This is a genomic window from Flavobacterium sp. (assembly GCF_021151785.1).
Lineage (GTDB): Bacteria > Bacteroidota > Bacteroidia > Flavobacteriales > Flavobacteriaceae > Flavobacterium.
Map to the genome: position 1 here is coordinate 1 of NZ_JAGKWP010000025.1, position 26,503 is coordinate 26,503.

Consider the following 26,503-nt stretch of genomic DNA (forward strand, 5'->3'; position numbering starts at 1 on the left):
CATTAATTGTACTTTTCGACTAATGAAAAAAAGTAAAAGAGTAGAACTTAACAACGAAGATATAGAAAGAGTTGTTAGTATGGCTCAAGAGGAAAGAAAGCCTTTTGAAGTAATAAAAGAAGAATTTGGAATTTCTGAAAATGAAGTAACTGAAATTATGCGAAAAAGACTTTCTAAAGATAATTTTGAACTTTGGAAAAAGAAAGTTGCTGCTGGAAAACCAAAACCAAAACCTATTAAATTTAGTGATTTTGAAGACGATGAATTGGATAGCAAATACTATATAAAGAACAAATTTGATTAACTAAATCCCGATTATATCGGGATTTTTTTGTAACAATTTACAATCTTATGCTACCAATTCTAAAAAAGTTATCATCATGAAAAAAATTTTAATGACACTAAGTTTTGCTCTATTTTTAATGGCTTGTAAAACAACCTCTGTTACAACTCCAAAAAATCAAGTAGATGTGAGCATTGACTTAGTAAACGTAAAAGAAGATAAAGTTCAAGTTACTGTTACACCACCGACTTTAACAACCGAAAAAACCACTTTTCATATTCCTAAAATTGTCCCAGGAACTTATTCTGAAGATAATTATGGACGTTTCGTTGAAAGTGTAAAAGCTTTTGACAAAAAAGGCAACCCACTAAAAATTGCAAAAATTGACGAAAACTCATATGAAATTTCAAATGCTACTAAATTAGCTAAAATCACATATTGGGTTAACGATACTTTTGATACGGAGTCTGGTGAAGGTTTTGGCGAAGGAGAAGATGTGTTTTCTCCTGCAGGAACAAACATAAAAGCAGGTGAAAATTTCGTTATTAACACACATGGATTTGTAGGTTATTTTGAAGATAAAAAAGAAATTCCTTATTCATTAGAAATCAAACACCCAAGTTCACTTTGGGGAGCAACGTCAATGACAGATATGAATTCTAGTAACGAAATTGATGTTTTTAACACTTCTCGTTACGCTGAGTTAATGGATCATCCTATCATGTATTCAAAACCAGACTATACCGAGTTTAATGTTGAGGGAATGGATATTGTTATTAGCGTTTATTCACCAAAAGGCAAATACAAAGCCTCAGACATAACACCTGAAACGGAAAAATTTATGCGTGCACAAAAAAAATTCTTAGGAAAATTTAATGCCAATAAAAAATATACCGTTTTATTATATTTATCAGACCCAAGTAGTAAAGATGCAAAAGGTTTTGGCGCTTTAGAACACACAACTTCTACTACAGTTGTTATGCCAGAAATGATGCCTTTGGAAGCATTAAAAGAACAATTAAAAGACGTAGTTTCTCATGAATTCTTTCACATAGTAACTCCTTTAAGTGTACATTCAAGAGAAATTCATTATTTTGACTACAATAATCCAAAAATGTCAGAACACTTATGGATGTATGAAGGAATTACAGAATACTTTGCTAACTTATTTCAAGTGAACCAAGGATTAATCTCAGAAGATGATTTCTACAAGCGAATGGCAGATAAAATTGAACAAGCCAATGCTATGAATGACAAAATGAGTTTTACTAAAATGAGTAAAAACGTTTTAAATCCTCCTTACAAAGACCAATATTTAAATGTATACCAAAAAGGTGCTTTGATTGCCATGTGTATTGACATTCAAATGCGTGAATTAAGTGAAGGTAAAAGAGGAATTCTAAGTTTAATGCAAGATTTATCAAATGAATTTGGAAGCAATAAACCTTTTAATGATGAAGATTTATTTCCAACAATAACTCGTATAACTTATCCAGAAATCGGTGCTTTTTTAGAAAAATATGTAGCTGGAGAAACACCAATTCCATATGATGTTTATTTTACCAAAATGGGTGTTAAAAACACTAAAATACAAGTTCCTGGAAATCCATTTTTAAAAGACCAAAGAAAACCATACATTACAATAGACCAATCTTCAAAAGAAATAAAAACGCTTCCTAATGCTTCAGAAAACATTTTCATGACAACACTAGGAATAAAAGCTAATGACCATATTTTAGCTATCAATGGTACAAATTATAATTTAGACAACATTTATGATTTAATTATGTCTAGTGAAAATTGGAAAGAAGGCGATGAAATATCGGTTAAAATCAGAAGAGACAATAAAGAACAAATACTTAATGGAAAAATTGTATTACCAAAAGAAGAGAAAGATGGATTTATTGCAATAGATAAATCTAAAGATACTTTAAAAAATGCTTGGTTAAAAGGATAAAACCTTAAATCAACTAGTAAAATCCTCAAATCACTTCCAATTTGAGGATTTTTTTATTACTTTGCGAACAAATTTTAGAAAAAAATGATGAAGAAAATTGGAGCTATTGCATTGGTTTTATTAACCATTGCCTGTAATAAAACTATTGAAAAAGAAGGAAACTTACATTTAACTGGAACTGTAGAAGGATTAAAAAAAGGAAATATTTATGTTCAACAGTTAAAAGACACCAATTTAGTTATAATTGACACCATCAAATTTGAAGGAAAATCTTCTTTTGACACCAAATTTTCAATCGACGAACCTCAAATGTTATATTTGTATTTAGACAGAGGTCAAACCAATTCCATTGATAACAATTTATCTTTCTTTGCTGAACCAGGAGAAATGACTTTTAAAACCACTTTAAAAGAATTTTATGCTAATGCTAAATTTACTGGTTCAAAGAATCAAGAAGTATATGAAAAATACTTAAGCATTAAAACAAATTTAGGTAATGAAAATGCCGAATTATTAGCTAAAGAATTGAAAAACTTAAAGAAAAAAGATCTAAACTCAGCAGTAAAAATAGAATCTGAAAAAGAAAAATTAATTATAAGAAAATACTTGTATACAGCGAATTTTGCCGTAGTTAATGGAAAAAGTGAAGTAGCACCATATATTGCTCTTACTGAAATTCCAGATGCTAACTTAAAATTGATGGATACCATTCAAAAATCAATGTCGCCAAAAGTTGCAAAATCAAAATATGGTAAACGATTAACAGAATGGATTAATGAAAGAAAACAAAATGAACAAGAATAACACTCAAACTGCTTACTTTTAAGCAGTTTTTTTATTACTATGCAAACGTATTACGATTTAGAGTTTATTAAACAAGAATTCAAACAAACCACTTTTACTAAAGGCAACTATGAAAATTGTCTTTTTGAGAATTGTACATTTAATGAAACTGATTTAGCTCAAGTTAGTTTTTCTGAGTGCACATTTAACAATTGCAAGTTTACGAATTGTAATTTATCACTAACTGCCTTTAAAGAAGTAACAGTTGAATCATGTAAACTAGTTGGCTTACATTTTGAGCATTGTGATAATTTTTTATTTGAAGTTAGGTTTACAAATACTACCTTACAGTTTTGCTCCTTTTATCAAATGAAATTAAAATTCTGCAAATTTATGAATTCTGAATTACACGATATTGATTTCACAAATGCAGACCTAAGCAATATTCAATTCAGTCGTTGTGATTTAAGTCGAAGTACTTTTGATCAAACACTATTGGGAAAAACCGATTTTACTACAGCTATTCACTTTAGCATTAATCTTGAGAAAAATAAAGTTAAAAAAGCAAAATTTGCTAAAGACAACCTAAGGGGTTTATTAGACAGTTTTGATATTATTATCGAATAAAAAAAGAGGAATACTTTCGTATTCCTCTTTAGAGCCGATGGAGGGACTCGAACCCACGACCTGCTGATTACAAATCAGCTGCTCTAGCCAGCTGAGCTACACCGGCAAAATGCCTTTGCTATTTAAAAAATTTGAGCCGATGGAGGGACTCGAACCCACGACCTGCTGATTACAAATCAGCTGCTCTAGCCAGCTGAGCTACACCGGCGACTCATTTTTCGGTTGCAAATATAATAGAGATATTGCAACTTCCAAAGACTTTTTAAATATTTTTTTTAGTTTAATTCGTTTACTTTTGCAACAAATTGATTAGCAGCCTCTTCAAATTCTTTTCTTATTTGTTTGAAGTGAACTTTTTTATTTTCAACTCCTTTTTGGTTAATTTTAGTCATCAAAGTATCAAAAGTATCAAAAATTGAATCTAACAAAGCATCCGAAGCTTCAGTAGGTTTTCCAGTAGTTGTCATTTCCCAAATGTAAACGATGTTGATAATATCACCTAACACATAATTTACTTCTTTTTTCAAGTTTTTAACGCTTGCCATTTTTTTTATTTTAAAAATTATGTTGCAAAATTAAAACAATATATTGATACAGCAATACTTAAATTGAAATTTCAAGTAAAGTTCCTGTACCTTTTAATTGAAGACGCTCAATTTCAGCGGGTATAAATACCGTTTGCCCTTTATTGTAAACATATTCAATTTCTTCATGAATAAGTTGGATTTGCCCCTCCACACACATAAAAACAGTAAAGGCCTCTTTATTCTTTTCCCAATGATACGCACCCTCTAACTCGAGTACACGAGTGGTAAAATATGGACATGATACTAACGCGCTACTTTCATTCAATTCTGAAGAATATGCTACTTTTGATGAAGTTTTTTTGAAATTTATGGCATCTAGAGCTAACTCTGTATGAAGTTCCCTTCCATTTCCGTTAACATCCACACGATCCCAATCATATAACCTGTAAGTAATATCACTAGTCTGTTGAATTTCTGCGATTAATACGCCAGCGCCTATAGCATGAACAATTCCCGTTTCTAGAAAAAAAACATCACCCTTTTCAACTGGATATTCCTCTAAAATAGATAGTAACGTTTTATTTTTCAAACAAGAGACATACGTTTCTTTTGAAGAGTCTTCTTTAAATCCTACTACTAATCTAGATTCAGGGTCAGCTTGCATGACATACCACATTTCTGTTTTTCCAAATGAATTATGTCGCTCTTTTGCCAAAAGATCATTAGGATGAACTTGTATTGACAAATCTTCTTTCGCATCAATAAATTTAAAAAGAAGGGGGAAATTTTTTCCGTATTTTGCGATTACTTTTTCACCTAAAATTGCTTCAGGATATAAGTGAATGATTTCATTTAAATCTTTTCCTTTTAAAAAACCATTTTTCACAATACTAACATCATTGAGAACATTAGATAATTCCCAACTCTCGCCAATACCTTCTTTATCCACTTCTTTGTTTAACAAATCGTGCAATTTCGTTCCACCCCAAATACGTTCTTTAAAAATAGGTATAAATTCTATTGGATACAACTTCATTAATTTCCTTTATAGGTTACAAAATTTCTAGGTGTTTCATACAACACAACCTCTAAATCTAAAGTTGATTTTATATGTTGTCGCAATAAATTCCATATTACAACCGCAATATTTTCTGCGGTAGGATTTAAATCAAAAAATTCAGGCACATCTAAATTCAAATTTTTGTGATCAAGTCTTTGTTCAACCTCTTCTTTAATTAAATCAGAAAGAATTTTTACATCAATAACAAATCCTGTTTCAGGATCAATTTCGCCTGTAACGCTAACAATTAGTTCATAATTATGACCATGAAAATTAGGATTATTACATTTACCAAAAACAGCATTATTTTGTTCCATGGACCAGTCCTTTCTATACAAGCGATGGGCTGCATTAAAATGTGCTTTTCTACTAACAGTTACTCTCATAATTCACTTTCAAAATGATGATAAAATTCTTCAAAAATAATCCTAAACCACACAGTATATAGTTCAGGTTGAGCCTGAATATCCTTTTTTACTTCTTCAATATCCATCCATTTCCAATCTTCAACTTCCTCATGATTTATAGTGGGAGCGGTATTTGAATAACCAATCATAACATGATCTAACTCATGTTCAGTTAAACCATTATCAAAAGGAGCTTTATAAATAAAGTGAAACATTTCTTTGAGTTCAACTTCAAATCCCATTTCTTCTTTTAAACGTCGAGTACCTGCTTGAATATTAGTTTCACCTTCTCTTTGATGACTACAACAAGTATTCGTCCACAATAAAGGCGAATGGTATTTATGACGAGCCCTTTGCTGTAACATTAGTTCATTTTTGTCATTAAGCACAAAAACAGAAAATGCCCTATGCAACAACGCTTTTTCATGCGCTTCTAACTTATTCATCAACCCAATAGGAGTATCAAACTCGTCTACTAAGATTACTTTTTCCTCTATCACTTTAGCAAATTTTGGTCTCAAAATTACAAAAAATTAACTTTAAATTTTAGTATTCTAATTTAATTCAAGCGTTTTAAGTTTTGTTAATAAATTTGGGTTGGTTTTACCATAAATAATTGTATTTTTACGCTTCGAAAATTTTAAGAATAAAATGGGTAAAATCATAGCAATTGCGAACCAAAAAGGCGGTGTTGGAAAGACCACTACATCAGTAAATTTAGCCGCTGCTTTAGGTGTTTTAGAGAAAAAAGTATTACTTATAGATGCTGATCCACAAGCAAATGCTACTTCTGGATTAGGTTTAGATGTGGAAACTGTTGAAATAGGAACCTATCAAATTTTAGAACACAGCAACACACCAGAAGAAGCCGTTTTAGCGTGTTCTGCTCCAAATGTATCAATTATACCTGCACACATAGACCTTGTTGCAATTGAGATTGAGTTAGTAGACAAGGAAAATCGTGAATACATGCTGAAAGAAGCATTAAAAAACATCAAAGAAGAATATGATTATATTTTAATTGATTGCGCTCCTTCTTTAGGATTACTAACTTTGAATGCATTAACAGCTGCAGATAGCGTGGTTATCCCTATTCAATGTGAATATTTTGCATTAGAAGGCCTTGGAAAATTATTAAATACAATAAAAAGTGTACAAAAAATACACAATCCAAATTTAGATATTGAGGGATTATTGTTAACCATGTATGATTCTCGATTACGTTTATCTAATCAAGTTGTTGAAGAAGTACAAAAACACTTCAACAACATGGTTTTTGACACTATTATTCAAAGAAATATCAAGTTAAGTGAAGCGCCAAGTTTTGGAGAAAGCATCATTAACTATGACGCTACAAGTAAGGGAGCCGCTAATTATATCAATTTAGCAGAAGAAATTATCAAGAAAAACAGTTAATAGAAGATGACAAAAGCAGTAAAAAAACCTGTATTAGGAAGAGGATTATCAGCCCTTTTAAGCGACCCTACGAACGACATCAAATCAGTTGAAGACAAAGGCGCAGATAAAGTGGTGGGTAATATTATTGAACTTGATATTAATACCATTGAAATTAACCCATTCCAGCCCAGAACTAATTTCAATGAGGAAACGCTACAAGAATTAGCAAAATCTATCAAAGAAGTTGGGGTAATTCAGCCTATTACTGTTAGAAAACTTGAGTTTAACAAATACCAATTAATCTCTGGTGAGCGACGTTTACGAGCTTCTAAACTAATTGGATTAACCACCATCCCTGCATACGTAAGAATTGCAAACGATAATGAATCTTTGGTCATGGCTTTGGTTGAAAATATTCAACGCCATGATTTAGATCCAATCGAGGTAGCTTTATCATACCAAAGATTAATAGATGAAATCAATTTAACACAGGAAGAATTAAGTGATCGAGTAGGAAAAAAACGTTCTACCATCACTAATTACTTACGCTTACTAAAATTAGATCCAATTATTCAAACTGGAATGCGTGATGGTTTTATTTCTATGGGGCATGGGCGAGCCCTGATAAGTATTGAAAACCTTGATATCCAAAGTGATATTTACCACAAAGTAGTAACACAAAACTTATCTGTTAGAGAAACCGAAGCCTTAGTGAAAAAACACCAAGAGAGTCTTAAACCTAAAGTTGGTAAGCTTGCAAGTGATAAATCATTTGAAATTGATGATACCCAAAAGAAAACATTTACTAATTTTTTTGGCACAAAAGTAGAGGTTAATGTAGCTTCAAACGGAAAAGGTAAAATTACAATTCCTTTCCATTCAGAAGAAGATTTTAATAGAATAATGAAATTAATCAACAACTAGTGAAGTCATTTCTTTACATATTATTTATTTTTTTGATTGGTACTTCATTATCATGGTCGCAACAATCCAAAGAATTAAAAATTGAAACTCAAAAAATAGTAAAAGACTCTATTAACCCCTTAGCTCCTGCGAAAGCAGCTTTTTACTCTGCTATTTTACCTGGTCTAGGACAAGCATATAATAAAAAATATTGGAAAATACCTATTGTTTATGCGGCTTTAGGCGCTGGAGTTTATTTTATAATAGATAATAATAATAAATACAACGACTACAGGGACGAATATAAAGCTCGACTACAAGGCACTAACAATCCTAATGACCCAACATTCGGTCGTCTTAGTACAGAAAGTGTTATTAGAGGCCAAAAATTTTATCAAAGAAATCGAGATTTATCCATCCTGATTACTGGAGGATTGTATATTTTAAATATTATTGATGCTAATATTGATGCGCACTTACTTCAATTCAATGTTAGTGATAATTTAACATTAAAACCAAAAATTCAACAAAATTTTTTGACAAACAAACAAGATGTTGGATTGGTATTAAGCTATAATTTTTAACATTTTTTTAAATAACAAAATCTAAAAACAGCTACTAACTCCATATGAAAATAGCATTATTAGGATACGGTAAAATGGGTAAAGTAATTGAGAAAATTGCTTTGGAACGTGGACATGAAATTGTGTTAAAAAAAGGAAGTCAAAATAACTTTGAGGGTCTTCTTCAAGCAGATATAGCAATTGATTTTAGTTTACCTCATGTAGCGGTTGAAAATATTACAGAATGTTTAAACAATAACATTGCTGTGGTTTCTGGCACCACCGGATGGCTAGAACATTATAACACCATAGTACAATTGTGCAATGAAAAAAATGGCAGTTTCATTTATGGTTCTAATTTTAGTTTAGGTGTAAATATTTTTTTTGAATTGAATGCTTATTTAGCTAAAATGATGAAAAACTTAGGTCAGTACAAAGTAAGCATGGAAGAAATCCATCATACACAAAAATTAGACGCCCCAAGTGGTACAGCTATTACCTTAGCTGAAGGAATTATCAATAATTCTAATTACACAAATTGGACTCTAGATACTCCCAAAGAAAATGAAATTAAAATTGAAGCTAAAAGAATAGGAACAGTACCTGGAACACATAGTATATTCTATGATAGCTCAGTAGATCAAATAGAAATAAAACATACTGCCCATAACCGTGAAGGTTTTGCTTTAGGATCAGTAGTTGCAGCGGAATGGTTAATTGGTAAAAAAGGCGTTTTTACTATGAAAGACGTTTTAAATATTAAATAATATAGCATAAAGAAATCATGGAAACAACAAGTTGGATATTAACCATTTTAGCAGTCAGTACAATTCATGGTATTGGAACATGGAAATTATATACTACTGCAGGTAAAAAGGCATGGGAAGCATTTATTCCTATTTACAATGGTATAGAGTTAATGGAAATTATCAATCGACCTAGATGGTGGGTTCTTTTATTGTTTATACCTGTTATCAATCTATTAATTTTACCTGTAATTTGGATTGAAACGTTACGTAGTTTTGGTAAAAAATCTACTGCGGATATGTGGATAGGTGTTTTAACTTTTGGTCTTTACATTGGTTTTGTAAATTATACTCAAACACTTTCTTATGAAGCTAAAAGAAGTACTAAACCAGCTACTCAAGTACTCGATACTTTAGGCTCTATTACATTTGCCTTAATTGTTGCTACATTTGTTCACACATATTTCATTCAACCTTTCGTAATTCCAACCTCATCTTTGGAAAAAACATTGAAAATTGGTGATTTCCTATTCGTAAGCAAATTCCATTATGGTGCTCGAACACCCATGACAACAGTTGCTGCTCCCATGGTTCATGATACTTTACCTTTGGTTAAAATTAAGTCTTATTCTTCTTGGCCTGAATTACCTTATTTTAGATTCCCAGCTTTACAAAAAATTGAACGAAATGATATTGTAGTTTTCAATTGGCCAGTCGATACAGTTGCAAAATTTAGAGATAATTCTGGAATTAGATATTACAAACCTATTGACAAAAAATCAAACTACGTAAAACGTTGTGTGGGAATACCTGGAGATGTTATTACTTTGAAAAATAGTGATTTATATGTAAACGGAAAATTAGCTCAATTACCAAAAAGAGCGAAGCCGCAGTTTTCATATAAAGTGGCCTTTGATGGAAATAACACCAATACTACATCAACACTTGATGCTACATTAAGAGATTTAGAATGTTCAGATGGATTTGGTGTAAACGACTCTAGAGATACTCTTTATATAAGAGCATTAACTGATGAAGGCGCTAAAACTATAAAAGGAATTTCAGGCGTTAAATCTGTGGAAAAAATCATAGCTAAAGAAACAGAGAAAAGTATTTTTCCTTATACCAAAAATTGGAATGTTGACAATTTAGGTCCTATAAAAATTCCAGCTGCTGGGGAAACAGTTGCATTAAATAGTGAATCATTACCTTTTTATAAAATGATTATTTCAGATTATGAGCACCATAAATTACAAGTAAATGGTAATGAAATTAGAATTGATGGCAAACCTGCTACTTCTTACACCTTCGAACAAGATTATTATTGGATGATGGGTGATAATCGTCATAACTCTGAAGACTCACGTTATTGGGGATTTGTTCCTGCAGATCATATTGTAGGTAAACCAATATTTATTTGGATGAGTTTTGATTTAAACAATGTATTTCAAAAACCATTGCTAGATCGATTTAGAACAGAACGTTTCTTTACAACAGTTAGTGGCGACGGTGAGCCTGAATCCTACTTTAAATTCTTTTTAATAGCCTTAACAGGTTATTTTATATGGGATTACTTCAACAAGAAAAAAAAGAAAAAAGAAAATAATTAATAAGTGCGAGTTGGAGTAATATCCAACTCTACTTTTTTATATTGATACTATGAAAAATTTATTAATTTACCCAACGTATTTCCCTTCAATTAGTCATTATATTGCCTTAGTCCAAGCAGAAGAAATCACTTTTGAAACTGAAGACACCTATCAAAAACAGACGAATAGAAATCGAATGCACATTTATAGTCCAAATGGATTACAAATGTTAAACATTCCATTAAAACATAGTGAAAATAGGCAAAAATTTAAAGATGTAAAAATTGAATACGCCTTTGACTGGCAAAAGATTCATTTTAAATCATTAGAAGCAGCTTATCGTACTTCACCCTTTTTCGAATATTTTGAAGACGATTTTCGACCTATTTTTGAAAAGAAAACTACTTTCATGTTGGATCTAAACTTTGAAACTTTTGAAATTGTCAATCAGGCATTAGGTATTACATTACCTTATAAAAAAACAACAGAATATTTTCATGATGCTCCTGATTACAATGATTTTCGTTCTTTAGTAAATGGTAAAAAAGATACCACACAAGTTGAACCGTATACACAAGTTTTTAATGACAAACATGGTTTTATAAACAATTTATCTATACTTGATTTACTTTTTAACGAAGGAAGATATGCTTTAGATTACTTAAAAAATCAACAATTATAACTCTTTTGAAAGATTTAAACGAGCAAGTAAAGGAAAATGATCACTATTATAAAAATCATTTAAGGTTTCAAACTCTTTTACTTGCATTGTTTTATCAACTAAAATATAATCAATTCGCGCTGGATAATATTTAAAATTATACGTTTTACCAAATCCTGAGCCATTTGTTTCAAACGCGTCCTCCATTGAACCTTTAATCGTTCTGTAAACATAAGAAAAAGCACTATTGTTCATGTCTCCACAAATGATTTTCTTATATTCACAATCTTGATAATGCTGCTTAATCAACTCCGCTTGTATTTGTTGTTTTTTAAATGCCTTACTAATACGTCTTAAAATAGCTCTAGTTTTATTTTCATCCATTCTTTGAATATCTTCATCCTCAATATCTGTACTGATTTTAATGGATTGTAAATGCATGCTGTAAATACGCAACGTATCCCTATCTTTCAAAATATCAGCAAAAACAACGTTGTTATTTGAGTCTGGAAAAGTAATTTTTCCTTTATTTATAATTTTATATTTAGAAAAAATAGCATTTCCGACAATAATGTTTTTCCCTTCTCTAAAAATTTGACTGTATTTATACTTTGAAAATCGAGTTTGCTCTAAATCTGTATATTCCTGTATACAAAGAATATCGGGCTGTTTTTCTTCGACCAAATTTGCTATTTGCTTTGGAATATTGGCTTTTGCATCCCATTTGAATTTGTTAAATAAACGTACGTTATAGCTCATAATAGTAAAATCAGAAGGCGATTTTGGCAAAATTGTTTCATTCAGATTATAAAACTTATTGATAAATGTTATGCCAAGCAATAAGGCAATTCCAGAAACAAAAATATATTTTTTAAATTGAATCAACCAATATAAAAAAAACAACAAATTAAGAACTAAAAATAAAGGAAGGAATAAGGTTAACACACTAAAAATAGGAAACCATTTTGGTGCCAAGAAAGGCAATAAATAAGCTATTAATGTAGTAAAAACAAGCACCACATTAAGCATCAACATTGTCTTAGAAATCCATGATAACCCTTTAAACAATTTACTTATTTATTTTAAATAAAAATTCTTTTTCTTCTTTTGTTAAGCTTTCATAACCAGACTTACTAATCTTATCTAAAATATCATCAATTTTTTGCTGAGTAAGATCGTTATTAGATTCTGTCTTTGTTATTACAGTTGGTTTACTGCCATTTTTGTAAACTTTTTTAAAGGTACTCTTTTTTTTCTTATTTGAAAAATCAAACCATTTACTGAAATCAACACCTCTTTTCAAAGATTCCACATTTATAAATGCGAAAAGAACACCTGCCAAATGAGCCACGTTTCCACCCATATTTTCAACAGCAAAGTAGACTAAATTAATCCCTAATAATACTGCACCAATATACCATAATTTAACAAAACCAATAAGTGGTATTCTAACTATCATGAGTGGCGAATAAAAAACAACAGTAAAAAAAACAGCTAAAATTGCAGCACTTGCTCCTACAAGTTGATTCTCAATACCTAACACATTCATGCATAATATATAAATCAGTCCAGCAAAGAATGCGCCTAAAAAGTAAGTCGTTAAAAACTGTTTAGTATTGAAAAAAGTAAAAAATAACTTTCCAGCAAAGAATAAAAAAAACATATTAGACAACAAATGTCCTAATCCTGAATGAAAAAAAGCATACGAAAGTAAAGTCCATGGAAAAAATAAAAACTGATTTGGATTTGAATTTAAAGCAATAAAATTGGGAAAGGAAAAGAATCCTAATTTAAATTCATAGAAAAAAGGCAAAGACAAAACAAATAGTCCAATATTCCAAAAAATGATTTTTTGAGACCAATCATTATATTGGTATTGTTCTTTTATATCTTTTAATATCTCATTCATTTTTTAATTCCAACGATTGTGATTAAATTTTTTATCTTTCCAAACCCACATAAGAATAAATCCAGTTAAAGCTCCTCCTATATGAGCAAAATGAGCAACCCCATCTGAATTTGAACTTAAAACACCAAAAAAAACATCATAAAAAATAATCATCAACGGCACAAAATATTTTGCTTTTATGGGAACTGGAATAAACATCATTGCTAATTCTGCATTAGGAAACATAAATGCAAATGCTACCAATAATCCATAAATTGCTCCTGAGGCACCAACAGCAGGTATGTAAGCATTTGAAACAACACTTAAGAAGGAATTTGCATCGAACTCATACTGATTTAATTTGTTAAATAATGCTAAGTTATTTTCAACCATTGGCTTTAAGTATAATTTATCTCCTTCAACAATGTTAGTTTGCAAAATAGTAGAAATATCAGAATTAGTGAAAATACCATTAGTCAATTCTATAATTTGAGAATGTATTTCATAATAAGCTACACCCTGATGTAATAAGGCAGAACCAATTCCACAAACGAAATAAAAAATTAAAAAACGTTTTGCGCCCCAAAAATGTTCTAATACCGAACCAAAAGAAACTAAGGCAAACATATTAAAAAAGATATGCATTAAACTAGCTTTAGAGTGCATAAACATATGGGTAATAGGTTGCCAAATTCGAAAATTAGGGTTTTCAAAATAATACATCGAAAAAATATCATAAGCCTTAGGCACCACAGCCAAACTCATAATATAACAAATTATATTTATAATTAACAGTTGCTTTACAACTGGGGTCATATTATTAAACATACTTAAAATCTTTTATCTAACTCCTCTGTAGTTAGGGTTATAAAAATGGGTTGATTAAATGGAGAAAAATTAGGTTCTTTGCAACCAAACAAGCTATTTACTATAGCACTCATCTCGGTTTCATTCATAATTTTTCCTGACTTAACAGCGATACTTTTAGCCATAAATTTAGCTATACTATCAGACAATGAAAAACTATCTTCTGGTAAATTTTGTTGCAAATTATGAATTAAATCATTCAATATGTCAAGCACTTCACTTTCTTTAACTTGAACGGGTAAACCAACAATTTTTACCTCATCTAAAGCAATACTTTCAAAAACGAAACCAATTCCTTCTAAGTTCGGCTGTAAATCTTTTAAATAAAGAACTTCTTCCCTACCCAAATGTAAACACAACGGAAATAACATTTGTTGACTAACCGCTTGATGAACCGTAATGTTGGTTAAAAATTGTTCATACAAAATACGTTGATGTGCTCTATTTTGATGTATTACCAACAAACCTGATTTAATACTATTTATAATGTATTTTCGATTTAACTGGTATAATAAAGTTTTAGTTTCTGCAATTTCATCATCAAATAACGAACTAGTTACTACTTCTCCCGATTCAAAAGTGCGAGATTCTACTTCAAAAGAATCCTGTTTTAAACCTACATAAAGACTTTCCCAACTAGGTTGTAACTCTTGTTTTTTATATGAAGTATTACCACTACTATAACTTGAACCAGAATTCGAGGACTTAGTTTTAGCCTCCACTTCTGTAGCAAACGGATTAAATGTACTATCAACTTGTATAATTGGCATATCCGATTTAACATCTTTATACGCATAAGGTGTATCTAGGGTAGCATCACGTTCAAAATCTAATACAGGAGCTACATTAAACATTCCTAAACTATGTTTTACTGCAGAACGTAAAATAGCATACAAAGCTTGTTCGTCATCAAATTTCACTTCCGTTTTAGTAGGATGAATATTGACATCAATCGTATGAGTAGGTACTTGCAAATACAAAAAATAGCTCGGCTGATTTGCGTCTTTTAACAAACCTTCATAAGCACTCATTACGGCATGATGTAAAAAACTACTTTTTATGAATCGGTCATTAACTAAAAAGAACTGCTCATTCCTATTTTTTTTCGCAAATTCTGGTTTACCAATAAAACCACTGATAGATATAATTTCCGTTTCTTCATTAACAGGTACCAATTTTTCATTGGTTTTCCCTCCAAAAATATTTACAATTCGTTGCCTATAATTTGAACTTGGTAAATTAAAAATCTCCGCACCATTGCTTATCAATACAAAATGAATTGTAGGATGTGCTAAAGCAACCCTTTCAAACTCATCAATAATGTGTTTTAGTTCAACATGATCCGACTTTAGAAAATTACGACGTGCTGGTATATTAAAAAATAAATTTTTCACCAAAAAAGAAGTGCCTTTGGGCAACACTGCAACCTCTTGAGAAATAAATTTACTCCCTTCAATTACAATGTGTGTACCTAATTCCTCTTGTTCTTGTTTTGTTTTCAATTCAACATGAGCAACTGCCGCAATGGAAGCCAAAGCTTCTCCTCTGAAACCTTTTGTATGAAGAGCAAATAAGTCTTCGGCATGACGAATCTTAGATGTTGCATGACGCTCAAAACACAATCGTGCATCGGTTACATTCATTCCTTTTCCGTTATCAATAACTTGGATTAACGTCTTTCCTGCATCTTTAATAATTAATTTAATCTCAGAAGCATTGGCATCAACAGCGTTTTCAACTAATTCTTTAACTACAGAAGCAGGACGTTGCACCACTTCTCCAGCTGCAATTTGATTGGCAACATGATCAGGCAATAATTGAATAATCCCAGACATTAGGCTTTGTACAATTTAATTTTGGTTATAATGACAAATTTAATGAAAATTAATCGGGATTGTATGTTTAGAAAAACATAAATATAAAAAAAGCCGAATATTTCTATTCGACTTATAATGTATAAATTAATAAACTTATTTACGATTTAAATCTATCATTTTTATAGCAGCAATCGCAGCTTCAACCCCTTTGTTTCCGTGTTTACCTCCACTTCTATCGATAGATTGCTGCATAGTATTATCGGTTAAAACACAAAAGATCGTTGGAATATCATATATTACATTCATATCTTTTATACCTTGTGTCACTCCTTCACAAACAAACTCAAAATGCATGGTCTCACCTTTTATAACACAACCAATAACTATAACCGCATCTAATGCTAATTTTTCATGCATTTGACGAGCACCAAAAATCAATTCAAAACTTCCTGGAACATTCCATCGAATGATGTTTTCTGGCAGCGCTCCACAATCAGTTAAAGCATGAAAAGCTCCTTTAAAAAGCCCTTCAGTCACCTCTTCGTTCCACTCTGAAACAACAATCCCAAATCGAAAGTCTTTCGCATTTGGGATTGTATTTTTATCGTAATTAGATAAATTTTTATTTTCTGTTGCCATTTATTATTGTTCTAAAGTAGCAATTAAAGCATCGATATTATTACCTTCTTGAGAACTCTCATATTTCTCTTTAATTGTTTTTAAATATCCTAATGCCTCTTCTTTTTTATTTGCGGTAATGGCTAAGTTAGCTGCTTTAAACAAAAATCTTGGTGTTATGAAATCATTATCATCTAAATTAGCCGCTTCTAAATACAACTTCATTGCTTCGTCTTGCTTATTTAATTCAGACATAGCATCTCCTTTGGCACCGATAGCTAATGCAGCTAAAACTTGATCTTTAGTTGAAAATTTATCTAAATGCTCGATAGCTTTATTAAAGTTTTTCAAATTCAAATAAGACATACCTGCATAATATTCAGCTAAATTGGCTGCACTTGTACCAGAATATTCATTGATAATCCCTTCAAAACCTAATTTCCCTTCACCTCCTTTAAGAGCTAAATTATATAAAGAATCTTGTTTTCCAGTACCATCAACTGCTTGTTGAAAATAAGTTTGAGCTTGGAACATTTCTTTAAATGCCTCCTCTTCTTTAGGCGCAGCTATGAATTTAGTATACAAAATATAACTTAAAGTCACCACGGCTAAAACACCAATAATACTTAAGATAGACTTTTGGTTTTTGATTACCCATTCTTCTGTTTTGTTAGCTGTTTCGTCTAACGTATTAAATACTCCAGCGGTAGTACTTTCGCTTTCGTTAACGTTAATATCTTCTACAGTCGTATCAAATGCTGGCTCTTTTTCTTCTTTTGGTTTTGGAGCCTTAAATCCTCTCTTATTGTATGTTGCCATATTATCTAAAACTTTTATTAGAGGTGCAAAAATATAACTTTTATTCAAATTTAAAAGTTCTTTGTACATATTTTTAAAAATTGACCTTACATTTGCATTTACAAATGAAACAGAAATACTTTCAATCGTGTTTTTAAAATCACTATCCCTTATCAATTACAAAAATATTGCTGAACATACTTTTGAGTTTGACAGCAAGATTAATGCTATTGTTGGTAAAAATGGAATTGGTAAAACAACGATATTAGATGCCATTTATCATTTAGCCATTGGGAAAAGTTATTTCAACCCGTTGGCTACGCAGAATATTAAACATGGAGAAGATTTTTTTGTTTTAGATGGTCAATTTGAGAAAGAACTTCGTACGGAACAAATCTTGTGTAGCTATAAAAAAGGACAAAAAAAAATTCTTAAACGTAATGGTAAGATTTATGAACGATTTTCAGAACATATTGGCCTTATACCAATTGTAATTATTTCTCCAAGTGACGTTGATTTAATTATGGAAGGAAGCGAAACAAGAAGGCGATTTATTGATAATGTTATTTCTACTTCTGACCCTGCATATCTTTCTACGTTGATTAATTATCAAAAAACGGTAGCTCAACGTAATGCTTTGCTTAAATATTTTGCTGCTAACCACGTTTTTGATGTCGATAATTTAGCCGTTTACAATGAACAAATGATTGAAATGGGAAAAATACTATTTGAAAAAAGAAAATATTTTCTAGAACAATTTGTTCCTATTTTTCAAAAATATTATCAAATCATTTCTGAAAACGCAGAAGAAGTTTCTATAATTTATGAAAGTCAATTGACTGAAAATTCGTTTGAAACACTTCTGGCTTTACATTTGCAAAAAGATCGAATTGCACAGTTTTCGACAGCTGGTGTACACAAAGATGATTTAGTTTTTACAATTGATACTTATCCAATAAAAAAATACGGTTCTCAAGGACAACAAAAATCATTTTTAATCGCTTTGAAATTAGCTCAATTTGAAATGATAAAAAACCAAAGCAAAACCTTGCCTATTTTACTTTTTGATGATATTTTTGACAAATTAGACGCTTATCGTGTTCAACAAATTATCAACATGGTTAATGAAGATGTTTTTGGTCAAATTTTCATCTCTGATACACATCCTGAACGGACTGAAAAAATAATTAAACAAACACATAAAACCTATAAAATTTATACCCTATGAAAAAAATACAATTTTATCTTGCCTTAACTCTTTTTGTTATTGCAACCAGTTGTACTAATAGTCAGAATTTTAAAAGTGTTGAAGTTCCTGAATTTAAATCTTCAATAGAAAAAACGAATGATGCACAAATTCTTGATGTAAGAACACCAGGTGAATTTGCAGGTGGGCACATTAACAACGCTATTAATATAGATTGGAATGGAAACGATTTTGATTCTCAAATTAGCCAATTAAATAAAAAAAAAACTGTTTTTGTCTATTGTCTTAGTGGAGGAAGAAGTAAAAAAGCCGCTTCACATCTAAAAGAACTTGGGTTTAAAAATATTATCGAATTGAATGGTGGATATTTAGCTTGGAGTAAAGCCAATCCGTCAACTGATTCTACTTGGACTGGTATGACTTTGGAAAACTACAACCAATTATTAACTTCTGAAAAAACAGTTGTGATTGATTTCTATGCTGAATGGTGCGCTCCTTGTAAAAAAATGGCTCCCTATTTAGACAAGCTGAGTAACGAATTAGCCGACAAAGTTATCATACATAGAATTGACGCTGATAAAAATAAATCTTTATTCAATAAATTGGGATACACGGGTTTACCAGTTGTTCTAGTATTTAAAAAAGGAAAATTAACTTTCCAAAAAAATCAATATATTAGTGAAGATGAATTAAGAAAAGCTCTTTAATCCACATCTTTATCTAATTTTACTCAAAAAAATATGGAAATTATACCAAATCAATCTTTAAAAGCTTACAACACTTTCGGTATAGAAGCACGAGCTAAAGCATTCATCGCAATTCAAAACGAAACTGAATTAGCCGAAGTATTGAAAGATAATTCAGGTAAAAAACTATTTATTTTGGGAGGCGGAAGTAATATGCTTTTGACCCAAGATATTGATGCCCTTGTAATTCACATCAATAACAAAGGTATCACAGTCGTTAAAGAAGATGACGAGTTTGTTTGGGTTAAAGGAAATGCTGGTGAAGTATGGCATGAGTTTGTTTTATGGTGTATTGATCATAATTTTGGAGGCATTGAAAATCTATCATTAATACCTGGCAATGTTGGCGCAACACCCGTACAAAACATTGGTGCTTATGGTGTAGAAATTAAAGACACCTTTGATTCTTGTGAAGCAATGGAAATTACAACCCAACAAATGAGAACGTTTCACAAAGAAGACTGCCAATTTGGTTACCGAGAAAGCATCTTCAAAGGCGAACTTAAAAATAAATATATTATTTTATCGGTTACTTTTAAATTACGTAAAAGCAACCATCAAATCAATACTTCTTACGGTGCAATTGATGCTGAATTAGAAAAAATGAATATCACAAATCCTACCATAAAAGAAGTAAGTAATGCTGTAATCGCTATTCGACAAAGCAAACTTCCGAATCCTAAAGAATTAGGAAATAGTGGTAGTTTTTTCAAAAATCCTGTTGTACCTATTTCAGTTTATGAAAAGGCTAAAGAAAAACACCCAGACATACCTAGTTATCCAGTTTCAGAAACACTTGTAAAAGTACCCGCAGGTTGGCTCATTGAACAAGCAGGCTTTAAAGGCAAACGATTTGGTGATGCAGGAATTCATTCTAAACAAGCACTAGTATTAGTTAATTATGGTCAAGCAACAGGAAGTGAAATTTGGTCAGTAGCACAACATATTCAACAAACAGTAAAAGAAATGTTTGGAATTGACATCGAGGCAGAGGTAAATGTTATTTAATATAAAAGTATACTATCTGGAGAATAAAAATTGAAATTTTAACAAATTAAAGTAAATTTGCCCAACTTTTTAAAGGAATATGGAAACGGTTTTATTTGGTCTTTTTATTGCGTATTTAGCTTTTTTTACTTTACAATTCATTTATTACGGATTTATTTTTAGTCGTTTTTCTTTTGCTCAACCACAAGAAGGAACGCCTAAAAGCATTGCTGTTTCAGTAATTATTTGTGCTAAAAATGAACTTGAAAACCTTAAAAAAAACCTTCCGCATTTTGTGTCTCAAAATTACCCTAATTACGAATTAGTACTTATTGACGACGCTTCAAGCGATGATTCTCTTGAGTTATTAGAAGAGTATGAACGCATGTATCCTTTTATCAAGTTAGTTAAAGTTGAAAACAATGAAGCCTTTTGGGGAAACAAAAAATTTGCACTAACACTTGGCATTAAAGCAGCGAAAAACGAATATTTACTTTTTACAGATGCTGATTGTCGTCCAAATGATGCTAACTGGATTGCTGAAATGACGGCTCATTTTACTGCAAAAAAAACTATTGTCTTAGGTTATGGTGCTTATGAAAAAATCAAAGGCTCTTTTTTAAATAAAATTATTCGTTATGAAACAGCAATAACTGCTATTCAATATTTTTCTTGGGCAAAAGTTGGAAAACCCTACATGGGAGTTGGTCGAAATCTAGCCTACAAAAAAAGTGAATTTTTCAATGTTAGAGGATTTATGGATCATATGAAAATTAGATCTGGTGATGACGATTTATTTATCAATCAAGCGGCAAATGCTCAAAATACTACTATTAATTTCAATTCTGAAAGTTTTACCTATTCAGAAGCTAAAAAAACATATCGCGATTGGTTCAAACAAAGAAGAAGGCATGTTTCTACCTCAAAATATTACAAGACATTTGACAAATTACAATTAACAACCCATTTTGTTTCTCAATTCTTTTTCCTTACATTGGCAATAGTTTTACTTGCTTTTCAATACAATTGGATATTAGTTGCTGGAATTTTAGGATTCAGATATATATTTAATTGGATTATTATTGGGTATGGCTGTTCAAAACTAAAAGAAAAAGATATAATTTTTGGGTATCCTTTATTTGAATTACTACTAATGATTACTCAAATTAATGTTTTTATTACTAATTTATTCTCAAAACCCGTACATTGGAAATAAAACAAGAACAAATTCTTAAACAGATACAAAAAGCAAAAATGGGCGACCAAATTGCCTTTACTTTTTTACTAGATCAATATTGGAATGAAGTGTATGGTTACATGTTAAAACGAACTGAAAACGAAACCGATACAGAGGACATAGTGATAGAAACTTTTGCTAAAGCTTTTGACAAAATCAACACTTATAATCCTGAATTTGGTTTTAACACTTGGCTTATTAGTATTGCAAAAAATGCGCATATAGACTTATTACGCAAAAAAAAATCATCCTTATTTTTAGACATAACAGACGAAGAAGAAGAATATGCTTATAATTTAGTAGACGATACTCCATCTGCTGAGGATGCTTTAATCACAGAACAAAATCTTTCTCAACTACTTCGCTATATTAAAGTATTAAAACCAGCCTATCAAGAAGTAATACAACTTCGCTATTTTCAAGAAATGAGCTATCAAGAAATGGCTGATCATCTCAATGAGCCACTCAACAATATTAAAATTAAATTACTTAGGGCTAAAAAATTATTAGCTGAAATTATTACCCAAAAATAAATTTCTAACAAGCATTTTATTTTCTCTAAAATTTCATTAGGTTTACCAAAACTAACCTAACTAATGAAAAATTACACCTCAAAGGAACGAATAAAACTTTTGTTCTCATTACCTGTTGTCATTGCTGCTTTAGGCTATTTTGTTGATATATTTGATTTACTTTTATTCGGAATTGTTCGTGTCCCTAGTCTAGAAACATTGCAATTAGACATTGATAAAGTAGGTACTTTAATTATTAATTGGCAAATGAGTGGTTTATTGATTGGCGGCATTCTTTGGGGAATTTTAGGCGACAAAAAAGGACGACTTTCCGTGTTATTTGGATCAATCTTAGTGTATTCTATTGCAAATATCTTATGTGGATTCCTACCTCAACTCCCGCATGAAAATATAGTTACCATTTATGCTTCCCTTCGATTCATTGCAGGCATTGGATTGGCTGGAGAGTTAGGCGCGGGTATTACACTTGTTTCAGAATCTTTACCCAAAGATTTAAGAGCCATAGGGACCTCAATAGTTGCTGGCTTTGGTTTATTAGGAGCCGTAGCGGCACAATTATCCGTACAATTAGCTTCAGATTGGACCATATCCTATTTCATTGGTGGGGCTATGGGGCTTGCTTTATTAATTTTAAGAATCAGTGTATCCGAATCAGGAATTTATAAAGAGATCGCACATGATTCATCGGTAAAAAAAGGAAATTTCATTATGTTTTTCACTAATAAAGAACGTTTTATAAAATATATAAAATGTATTTTTATCGGATTACCAACTTGGTATTGCATTGGTATTTTAGCCGTAATGGCCAATCAATTTGCCCCAGCTATGGGAATTGAAAAATTAGAGCCTGGCAAAGCCATTATGTGGGCTTACATTGGTATTTCAGCTGGTGATTTCTTTAGTGGGTTCCTGTCGCATTATTTTAATTCTCGCAAAAAAGCAATTTTATACATGCTCCTTTTCACTATTATAGGCGTTTTACTTTTATTAGGCGGTATGGCAAAAACAGATATCAGTTACTACTTCTTTTGTACATGGCTAGGATTTGGTACGGGTTATTGGGCTATGTTTGTTACTGTAGGCGCAGAACAATTTGGAACCAACATTAGAAGTACAGCTGCAACTACCATTCCAAATATGGTTCGAGGACTTCTTCCCATTATGCTATTGGGATTTGATAGTTTTAAAACCTCAACAAATGTCATAACAAGCGCTTTCTTAATTGGTATTATTGTGTTCTTTCTTGCAATTTACGCCACCTTAACCATACCAGAAACACACAATATTGAATTGAATTACAACGAATAGGTTTGATTAAAATTATTAATAATTTACATTTAAGCAAGATTTTTTAAACTTTGGCATGATAATTTCATAAGGTTAGTTAACTATTTACAAATATTAACCTTAAAAACCTATATTATGTCAAATTTCAATGTACAAAAAGATAGTTGGCTAGAAGTTGTTTTTGAAAACAAAAACAAAGAGTATGGCGCTTATCAATTAAGAAAAGAGAACAATATTACAACGATTAAAGCACTTTTAACTGCTATTACAATTATTGCTGTTGGAATGGGGCTACTTTCATTTACTACTTCAAACACAAAAGTTATATCACCAACTGTAGGTCCGACTTTAGAACCATCCGTTGTGTATGTTGAGACCAAAAAAGACTTACCGAAAAAAGAAGAGAACCTTGGAAAAGAAAATACAAAAAAGAATGATACTCCCAAACCAAGTGACATTCCAGAAATAGTAAACAAGACATCAACAAAACCAGAATTACCTACCAATTCATTACCCTATAATCCAAATGGAAATGAAAACGGAGGAAATATTGGGACTGAAGGAAACCCTAACAAACAAAATGTAGAAAATAATGAATCTCGAGAAGGTGGAAATGGTGGAAATGGAACAAGTTCAAATCCCGTAAATATTTTAACAGAAAGTGCAAGTTTTCCTGGCGGTATTGATAAATTTAGAACAATAGTTGCTGAAAAATTCAAAACACCTAGTGAATTTAATAAAGACTTTTTATCTTTTGAATTGACATTTACCATTGAATTAGATGGCTCAATGAGTAATATCAGAATGATCAGTAAAGCAGACAAAGCATTAGAAAAAGAGGCCATTCGTGTGTTACAATCTATTTCAAAAAAATGGGCTCCAGGAAAAGTAAACGGACAAGCGGTTAGAAGTGAAAAAACAATGAAAATTAAAATTGATTTGAGAGAAATAGAAGAATAAATTGAGACTTATTAATTCTAAAACCACAAAGTAAATTATGCATTGTGGTTTTTTAGTTTTTGCTTAACATTTTTCCATTTCATATTTTCAAATATCTAAATTTCAAATTGTATCTTTGTAATTCAAAAATTGAAATGAAATATGTCTACTGAAAATGTTTTTCCTCCACAACCAAAACCAAAGTGGTTACGAGTAAAATTACCTACAGGTCAAAAATATACCGAACTAAGAGGGTTAGTTGATAAATACAAATTAAACACCATTTGTACTTCTGGAAGTTGTCCTAATATGGGTGAATGCTGGGGTGAAGGAACCGCTACTTTCATGATTCTGGGAAATATTTGTACACGATCGTGTGGTTTTTGCGGAGTTAAAACGGGTAGACCTGAAGATATTGATTGGGAAGAGCCAGAAAAAGTAGCACGTTCTATTAAAATTATGAACATCAAACACGCTGTAATTACAAGTGTTGATAGAGATGACATAAAAGATATGGGATCTATAATTTGGGCAGAGACCGTAAAAGCGATTCGTAGAATGAATCCTACTACAACTTTAGAGACTTTAATACCTGACTTCCAAGGAAATTTCAAAATAATTGATCGCATTGTAAAAGTTGCCCCTGAAGTCGTTTCTCATAATATGGAGACGGTAAAAAGACTTACCAGAGAAGTGCGCATACAAGCAAAATATGAAAGAAGTTTAGAAGTTCTTCGTTACTTAAAAGAACAAGGCATTAAGAGAACAAAATCTGGAATCATGTTAGGATTAGGAGAAACAGAAAAGGAAGTTATTGAAACACTACATGATTTAGCTGCAGCCAAAGTGGATATTGTTACGATTGGTCAATACCTACAGCCAAGCAAAAAACATTTACCAGTTAAAGAATTCATTACTCCTGAGCAGTTTGAAAAATACGAAAAAATTGGAAAAGATTTAGGCTTTAGACATGTAGAAAGCGGTGCCTTAGTTCGTTCCTCTTATCATGCCGAAAAACACATTCATTAATTCAACTTTAAAAAAGAAAGTTTACGATTGTACCACGATAAAAAAATAAAAATTGCCATTAATGGTTTTGGTAGAATAGGACGAAATTTATTTCGATTACTTTTACAACACCCTACTATTGAAATTGTAGCTGTCAATGATATTGCTGATACGAAAACCATGAGTCATTTATTAAAATATGACAGTATCCATGGGGTTCTATCTGATAAAGTCACCTATGACAACAATCATATAATTGTTGGTAATCATAAATTTTTATTTTTCCATGAAAAAGAGATTCATAAATTACCTTGGTCAGCTTACAAAGTTGATATTGTAATTGAAGCTACTGGAAAATTCAAAACCCTTGAAGAGGCACAACAACACATAGTAGCAGGAGCTCAAAAGGTAATTTTATCCGCACCTCCAGAAGACGATCAAATCAAGACCATCGTACTTGGCGTTAATGAACACATTCTGGATGGAACAGAAAGTGTTATATCAAATGCCAGTTGTACAACAAATAATGCAGCTCCAATGATCAAGGTGATCCAAGAATTATGTGAAATTGATCAAGCATACATTACTACTGTACATTCCTATACTACCGATCAAAGTTTACATGATCAACCTCACAAGGACTTAAGAAGGGCAAGAGGAGCAGCACAATCTATTGTCCCTACCACTACAGGAGCAGCAAAAGCTCTAACCAAAATATTTCCACAATTAGAGGGAAAAATTGGAGGTTGTGGCATTCGTGTACCCGTACCAGACGGTTCTTTAACTGATATTACTTTTAATGTAAAAAGAAAGGTTTCAATTGAAGAAATAAACCATGCATTTAGAGTGGCTTCTGAAACTTCTCTAAAAAACATTTTAGATTATACCGAAGATCCAATCGTATCGGTAGATATAATAGGAAACAAACATTCTTGTCTGTTTGATGCCCAATTAACTTCAGTTATTGACAAAATGGTGAAAATTGTAGGTTGGTACGATAATGAAATTGGTTATTCTTCTCGTTTAATTGACTTAATTATTTTTATTTCAAAAAAATAGTTTTATTT

General features: G+C 31.2%; 29 protein-coding genes and 2 tRNA genes. 19 read left to right on the plus strand and 12 right to left on the minus strand.

Translation table 11 applies throughout. From position 1 onward, the window contains the following. Positions 1-22 precede the first annotated feature (22 nt). The 4 genes from QZ824_RS04220 (at position 23) to QZ824_RS04235 (ending at position 3,650) form a co-directional block, all read left to right on the plus strand. Entirely contained in the window at positions 23-304 is a 282-nt protein-coding gene (locus QZ824_RS04220) for a TIGR03643 family protein (protein WP_291274793.1), read from the plus strand. Between the two features lie 76 nt (positions 305-380). After that, positions 381-2,240, plus strand: coding sequence for a peptidase M61 (locus tag QZ824_RS04225; RefSeq protein WP_291274770.1), 1,860 nt, complete (start codon positions 381-383; stop codon positions 2,238-2,240). Positions 2,241-2,324: 84 nt separating this feature from the next. Beyond that, entirely contained in the window at positions 2,325-3,044 is a 720-nt protein-coding gene (locus QZ824_RS04230) for a DUF4369 domain-containing protein (protein ID WP_291274771.1), read from the plus strand. Positions 3,045-3,083: 39 nt separating this feature from the next. After that, the gene (locus QZ824_RS04235) at positions 3,084-3,650 is read left to right on the plus strand and encodes a pentapeptide repeat-containing protein (protein WP_291274772.1); all 567 of its coding nucleotides are present in this window, start codon (positions 3,084-3,086) and stop codon (positions 3,648-3,650) included. Positions 3,651-3,682: 32 nt separating this feature from the next. On the opposite strand, the gene QZ824_RS04240 is transcribed toward QZ824_RS04235, so the two are convergent. The 6 genes from QZ824_RS04240 to idi all read right to left on the minus strand — a co-directional run bounded on the left by QZ824_RS04240 (position 3,683) and on the right by idi (position 6,144). Beyond that, a tRNA-Thr gene (locus QZ824_RS04240) sits at positions 3,683-3,756 on the minus strand. Positions 3,757-3,784: 28 nt separating this feature from the next. Continuing rightward, positions 3,785-3,858: transfer RNA gene (locus QZ824_RS04245), tRNA-Thr, on the minus strand. 67 nt (positions 3,859-3,925) lie between these two features. After that, the gene (locus tag QZ824_RS04250) at positions 3,926-4,195 is read right to left on the minus strand and encodes a hypothetical protein (RefSeq protein ID WP_291274773.1); all 270 of its coding nucleotides are present in this window, start codon (positions 4,193-4,195) and stop codon (positions 3,926-3,928) included. A gap of 58 nt (positions 4,196-4,253) precedes the next feature. Continuing rightward, on the minus strand, positions 4,254-5,213 hold the full coding sequence (locus QZ824_RS04255; protein WP_291274774.1) for a type I phosphomannose isomerase catalytic subunit: 960 nt from the start codon (positions 5,211-5,213) through the stop codon (positions 4,254-4,256). Next, positions 5,213-5,623 (minus strand): 6-carboxytetrahydropterin synthase, encoded by a 411-nt coding sequence (locus QZ824_RS04260; protein ID WP_291274775.1) that lies wholly within the window; start codon positions 5,621-5,623, stop codon positions 5,213-5,215. Before QZ824_RS04260 ends, QZ824_RS04255 begins: the two co-directional genes overlap by 1 nt. Further along, complete coding sequence (gene idi, locus QZ824_RS04265) at positions 5,620-6,144, minus strand: isopentenyl-diphosphate Delta-isomerase (protein ID WP_291274794.1); 525 nt, start codon at positions 6,142-6,144, stop codon at positions 5,620-5,622. The genes QZ824_RS04260 and idi overlap by 4 nt, the downstream gene beginning before the upstream one ends. A 151-nt stretch (positions 6,145-6,295) precedes the next feature. Here idi and QZ824_RS04270 point away from each other — a divergent pair, with 151 nt between their 5' ends. Genes QZ824_RS04270 through QZ824_RS04295 form a run of 6 tightly spaced genes read left to right on the plus strand, consistent with a single transcriptional unit; the run spans position 6,296 to position 11,525 of the window. Further along, positions 6,296-7,060, plus strand: a complete 765-nt coding sequence (locus QZ824_RS04270) for an AAA family ATPase (protein WP_291274776.1) — start codon at positions 6,296-6,298, stop codon at positions 7,058-7,060. 6 nt (positions 7,061-7,066) lie between these two features. Further along, on the plus strand, positions 7,067-7,966 hold the full coding sequence (locus QZ824_RS04275) for a ParB/RepB/Spo0J family partition protein (protein ID WP_291274777.1): 900 nt from the start codon (positions 7,067-7,069) through the stop codon (positions 7,964-7,966). Beyond that, a complete protein-coding gene (locus QZ824_RS04280) occupies positions 7,966-8,529 on the plus strand; it encodes a DUF5683 domain-containing protein (protein ID WP_291274778.1) in 564 nt (187 codons plus the stop codon). The genes QZ824_RS04275 and QZ824_RS04280 overlap by 1 nt, the downstream gene beginning before the upstream one ends. Before the next feature lie 44 nt (positions 8,530-8,573). Next, positions 8,574-9,275 carry a 4-hydroxy-tetrahydrodipicolinate reductase gene (gene dapB, locus QZ824_RS04285; RefSeq protein WP_291274779.1) on the plus strand — a complete coding sequence of 234 codons (702 nt, stop codon included), beginning with the start codon at positions 8,574-8,576 and terminating at the stop codon, positions 9,273-9,275. Positions 9,276-9,292: 17 nt separating this feature from the next. After that, on the plus strand, positions 9,293-10,864 hold the full coding sequence (gene lepB, locus QZ824_RS04290; RefSeq protein ID WP_291274780.1) for a signal peptidase I: 1,572 nt from the start codon (positions 9,293-9,295) through the stop codon (positions 10,862-10,864). Between the two features lie 49 nt (positions 10,865-10,913). Continuing rightward, positions 10,914-11,525 (plus strand): WbqC family protein, encoded by a 612-nt coding sequence (locus QZ824_RS04295; protein ID WP_291274781.1) that lies wholly within the window; start codon positions 10,914-10,916, stop codon positions 11,523-11,525. On the opposite strand, the gene QZ824_RS04300 is transcribed toward QZ824_RS04295, so the two are convergent. The 6 genes from QZ824_RS04300 to QZ824_RS04325 form a co-directional block, all read right to left on the minus strand. Then, complete coding sequence (locus QZ824_RS04300) at positions 11,520-12,539, minus strand: endonuclease/exonuclease/phosphatase family protein (RefSeq protein WP_291274795.1); 1,020 nt, start codon at positions 12,537-12,539, stop codon at positions 11,520-11,522. The two genes, QZ824_RS04295 and QZ824_RS04300, sit on opposite strands and share 6 nt — an antisense overlap. Positions 12,540-12,573: 34 nt before the next feature. Then, positions 12,574-13,413 (minus strand): rhomboid family intramembrane serine protease, encoded by an 840-nt coding sequence (locus QZ824_RS04305; RefSeq protein ID WP_291274782.1) that lies wholly within the window; start codon positions 13,411-13,413, stop codon positions 12,574-12,576. A gap of 3 nt (positions 13,414-13,416) precedes the next feature. Beyond that, positions 13,417-14,157 carry a rhomboid family intramembrane serine protease gene (locus QZ824_RS04310; RefSeq protein ID WP_291274783.1) on the minus strand — a complete coding sequence of 247 codons (741 nt, stop codon included), beginning with the start codon at positions 14,155-14,157 and terminating at the stop codon, positions 13,417-13,419. A gap of 65 nt (positions 14,158-14,222) precedes the next feature. Next, complete coding sequence (gene mutL, locus QZ824_RS04315; protein ID WP_291274784.1) at positions 14,223-16,094, minus strand: DNA mismatch repair endonuclease MutL; 1,872 nt, start codon at positions 16,092-16,094, stop codon at positions 14,223-14,225. A 135-nt stretch (positions 16,095-16,229) separates the two neighbouring features. Next, positions 16,230-16,715, minus strand: a complete 486-nt coding sequence (gene ribH, locus QZ824_RS04320; RefSeq protein WP_291274785.1) for a 6,7-dimethyl-8-ribityllumazine synthase — start codon at positions 16,713-16,715, stop codon at positions 16,230-16,232. A gap of 3 nt (positions 16,716-16,718) precedes the next feature. Beyond that, on the minus strand, positions 16,719-17,582 hold the full coding sequence (locus QZ824_RS04325) for a hypothetical protein (protein WP_366844213.1): 864 nt from the start codon (positions 17,580-17,582) through the stop codon (positions 16,719-16,721). A 58-nt stretch (positions 17,583-17,640) separates the two neighbouring features. On the opposite strand from QZ824_RS04325, the gene recF reads away from it, so the two are divergent. From recF to gap, 9 genes are all read left to right on the plus strand, one after another. Then, on the plus strand, positions 17,641-18,720 hold the full coding sequence (recF, locus tag QZ824_RS04330; protein WP_291274797.1) for a DNA replication/repair protein RecF: 1,080 nt from the start codon (positions 17,641-17,643) through the stop codon (positions 18,718-18,720). Beyond that, positions 18,717-19,406: a thioredoxin domain-containing protein gene (locus QZ824_RS04335; protein ID WP_291274786.1), complete on the plus strand. Its 690-nt coding sequence runs from the start codon at positions 18,717-18,719 to the stop codon at positions 19,404-19,406. The genes recF and QZ824_RS04335 overlap by 4 nt, the downstream gene beginning before the upstream one ends. A 33-nt stretch (positions 19,407-19,439) precedes the next feature. Continuing rightward, positions 19,440-20,453 carry a UDP-N-acetylmuramate dehydrogenase gene (gene murB / locus QZ824_RS04340; protein WP_291274787.1) on the plus strand — a complete coding sequence of 338 codons (1,014 nt, stop codon included), beginning with the start codon at positions 19,440-19,442 and terminating at the stop codon, positions 20,451-20,453. Positions 20,454-20,532: 79 nt separating this feature from the next. Continuing rightward, complete coding sequence (locus QZ824_RS04345) at positions 20,533-21,648, plus strand: glycosyltransferase (protein WP_291274788.1); 1,116 nt, start codon at positions 20,533-20,535, stop codon at positions 21,646-21,648. Positions 21,649-21,686: 38 nt separating this feature from the next. Beyond that, positions 21,687-22,202, plus strand: a complete 516-nt coding sequence (locus QZ824_RS04350; RefSeq protein ID WP_291274798.1) for a sigma-70 family RNA polymerase sigma factor — start codon at positions 21,687-21,689, stop codon at positions 22,200-22,202. Between the two features lie 63 nt (positions 22,203-22,265). Beyond that, entirely contained in the window at positions 22,266-23,510 is a 1,245-nt protein-coding gene (locus QZ824_RS04355) for an MFS transporter (protein ID WP_291274789.1), read from the plus strand. Between the two features lie 114 nt (positions 23,511-23,624). Beyond that, on the plus strand, positions 23,625-24,449 hold the full coding sequence (locus tag QZ824_RS04360; RefSeq protein WP_291274790.1) for an energy transducer TonB: 825 nt from the start codon (positions 23,625-23,627) through the stop codon (positions 24,447-24,449). Between the two features lie 141 nt (positions 24,450-24,590). Then, positions 24,591-25,457, plus strand: coding sequence for a lipoyl synthase (gene lipA, locus QZ824_RS04365; protein WP_291274791.1), 867 nt, complete (start codon positions 24,591-24,593; stop codon positions 25,455-25,457). Positions 25,458-25,484: 27 nt separating this feature from the next. Beyond that, on the plus strand, positions 25,485-26,495 hold the full coding sequence (gene gap / locus QZ824_RS04370) for a type I glyceraldehyde-3-phosphate dehydrogenase (protein ID WP_291274792.1): 1,011 nt from the start codon (positions 25,485-25,487) through the stop codon (positions 26,493-26,495). Positions 26,496-26,503: the final 8 nt, after the last annotated feature.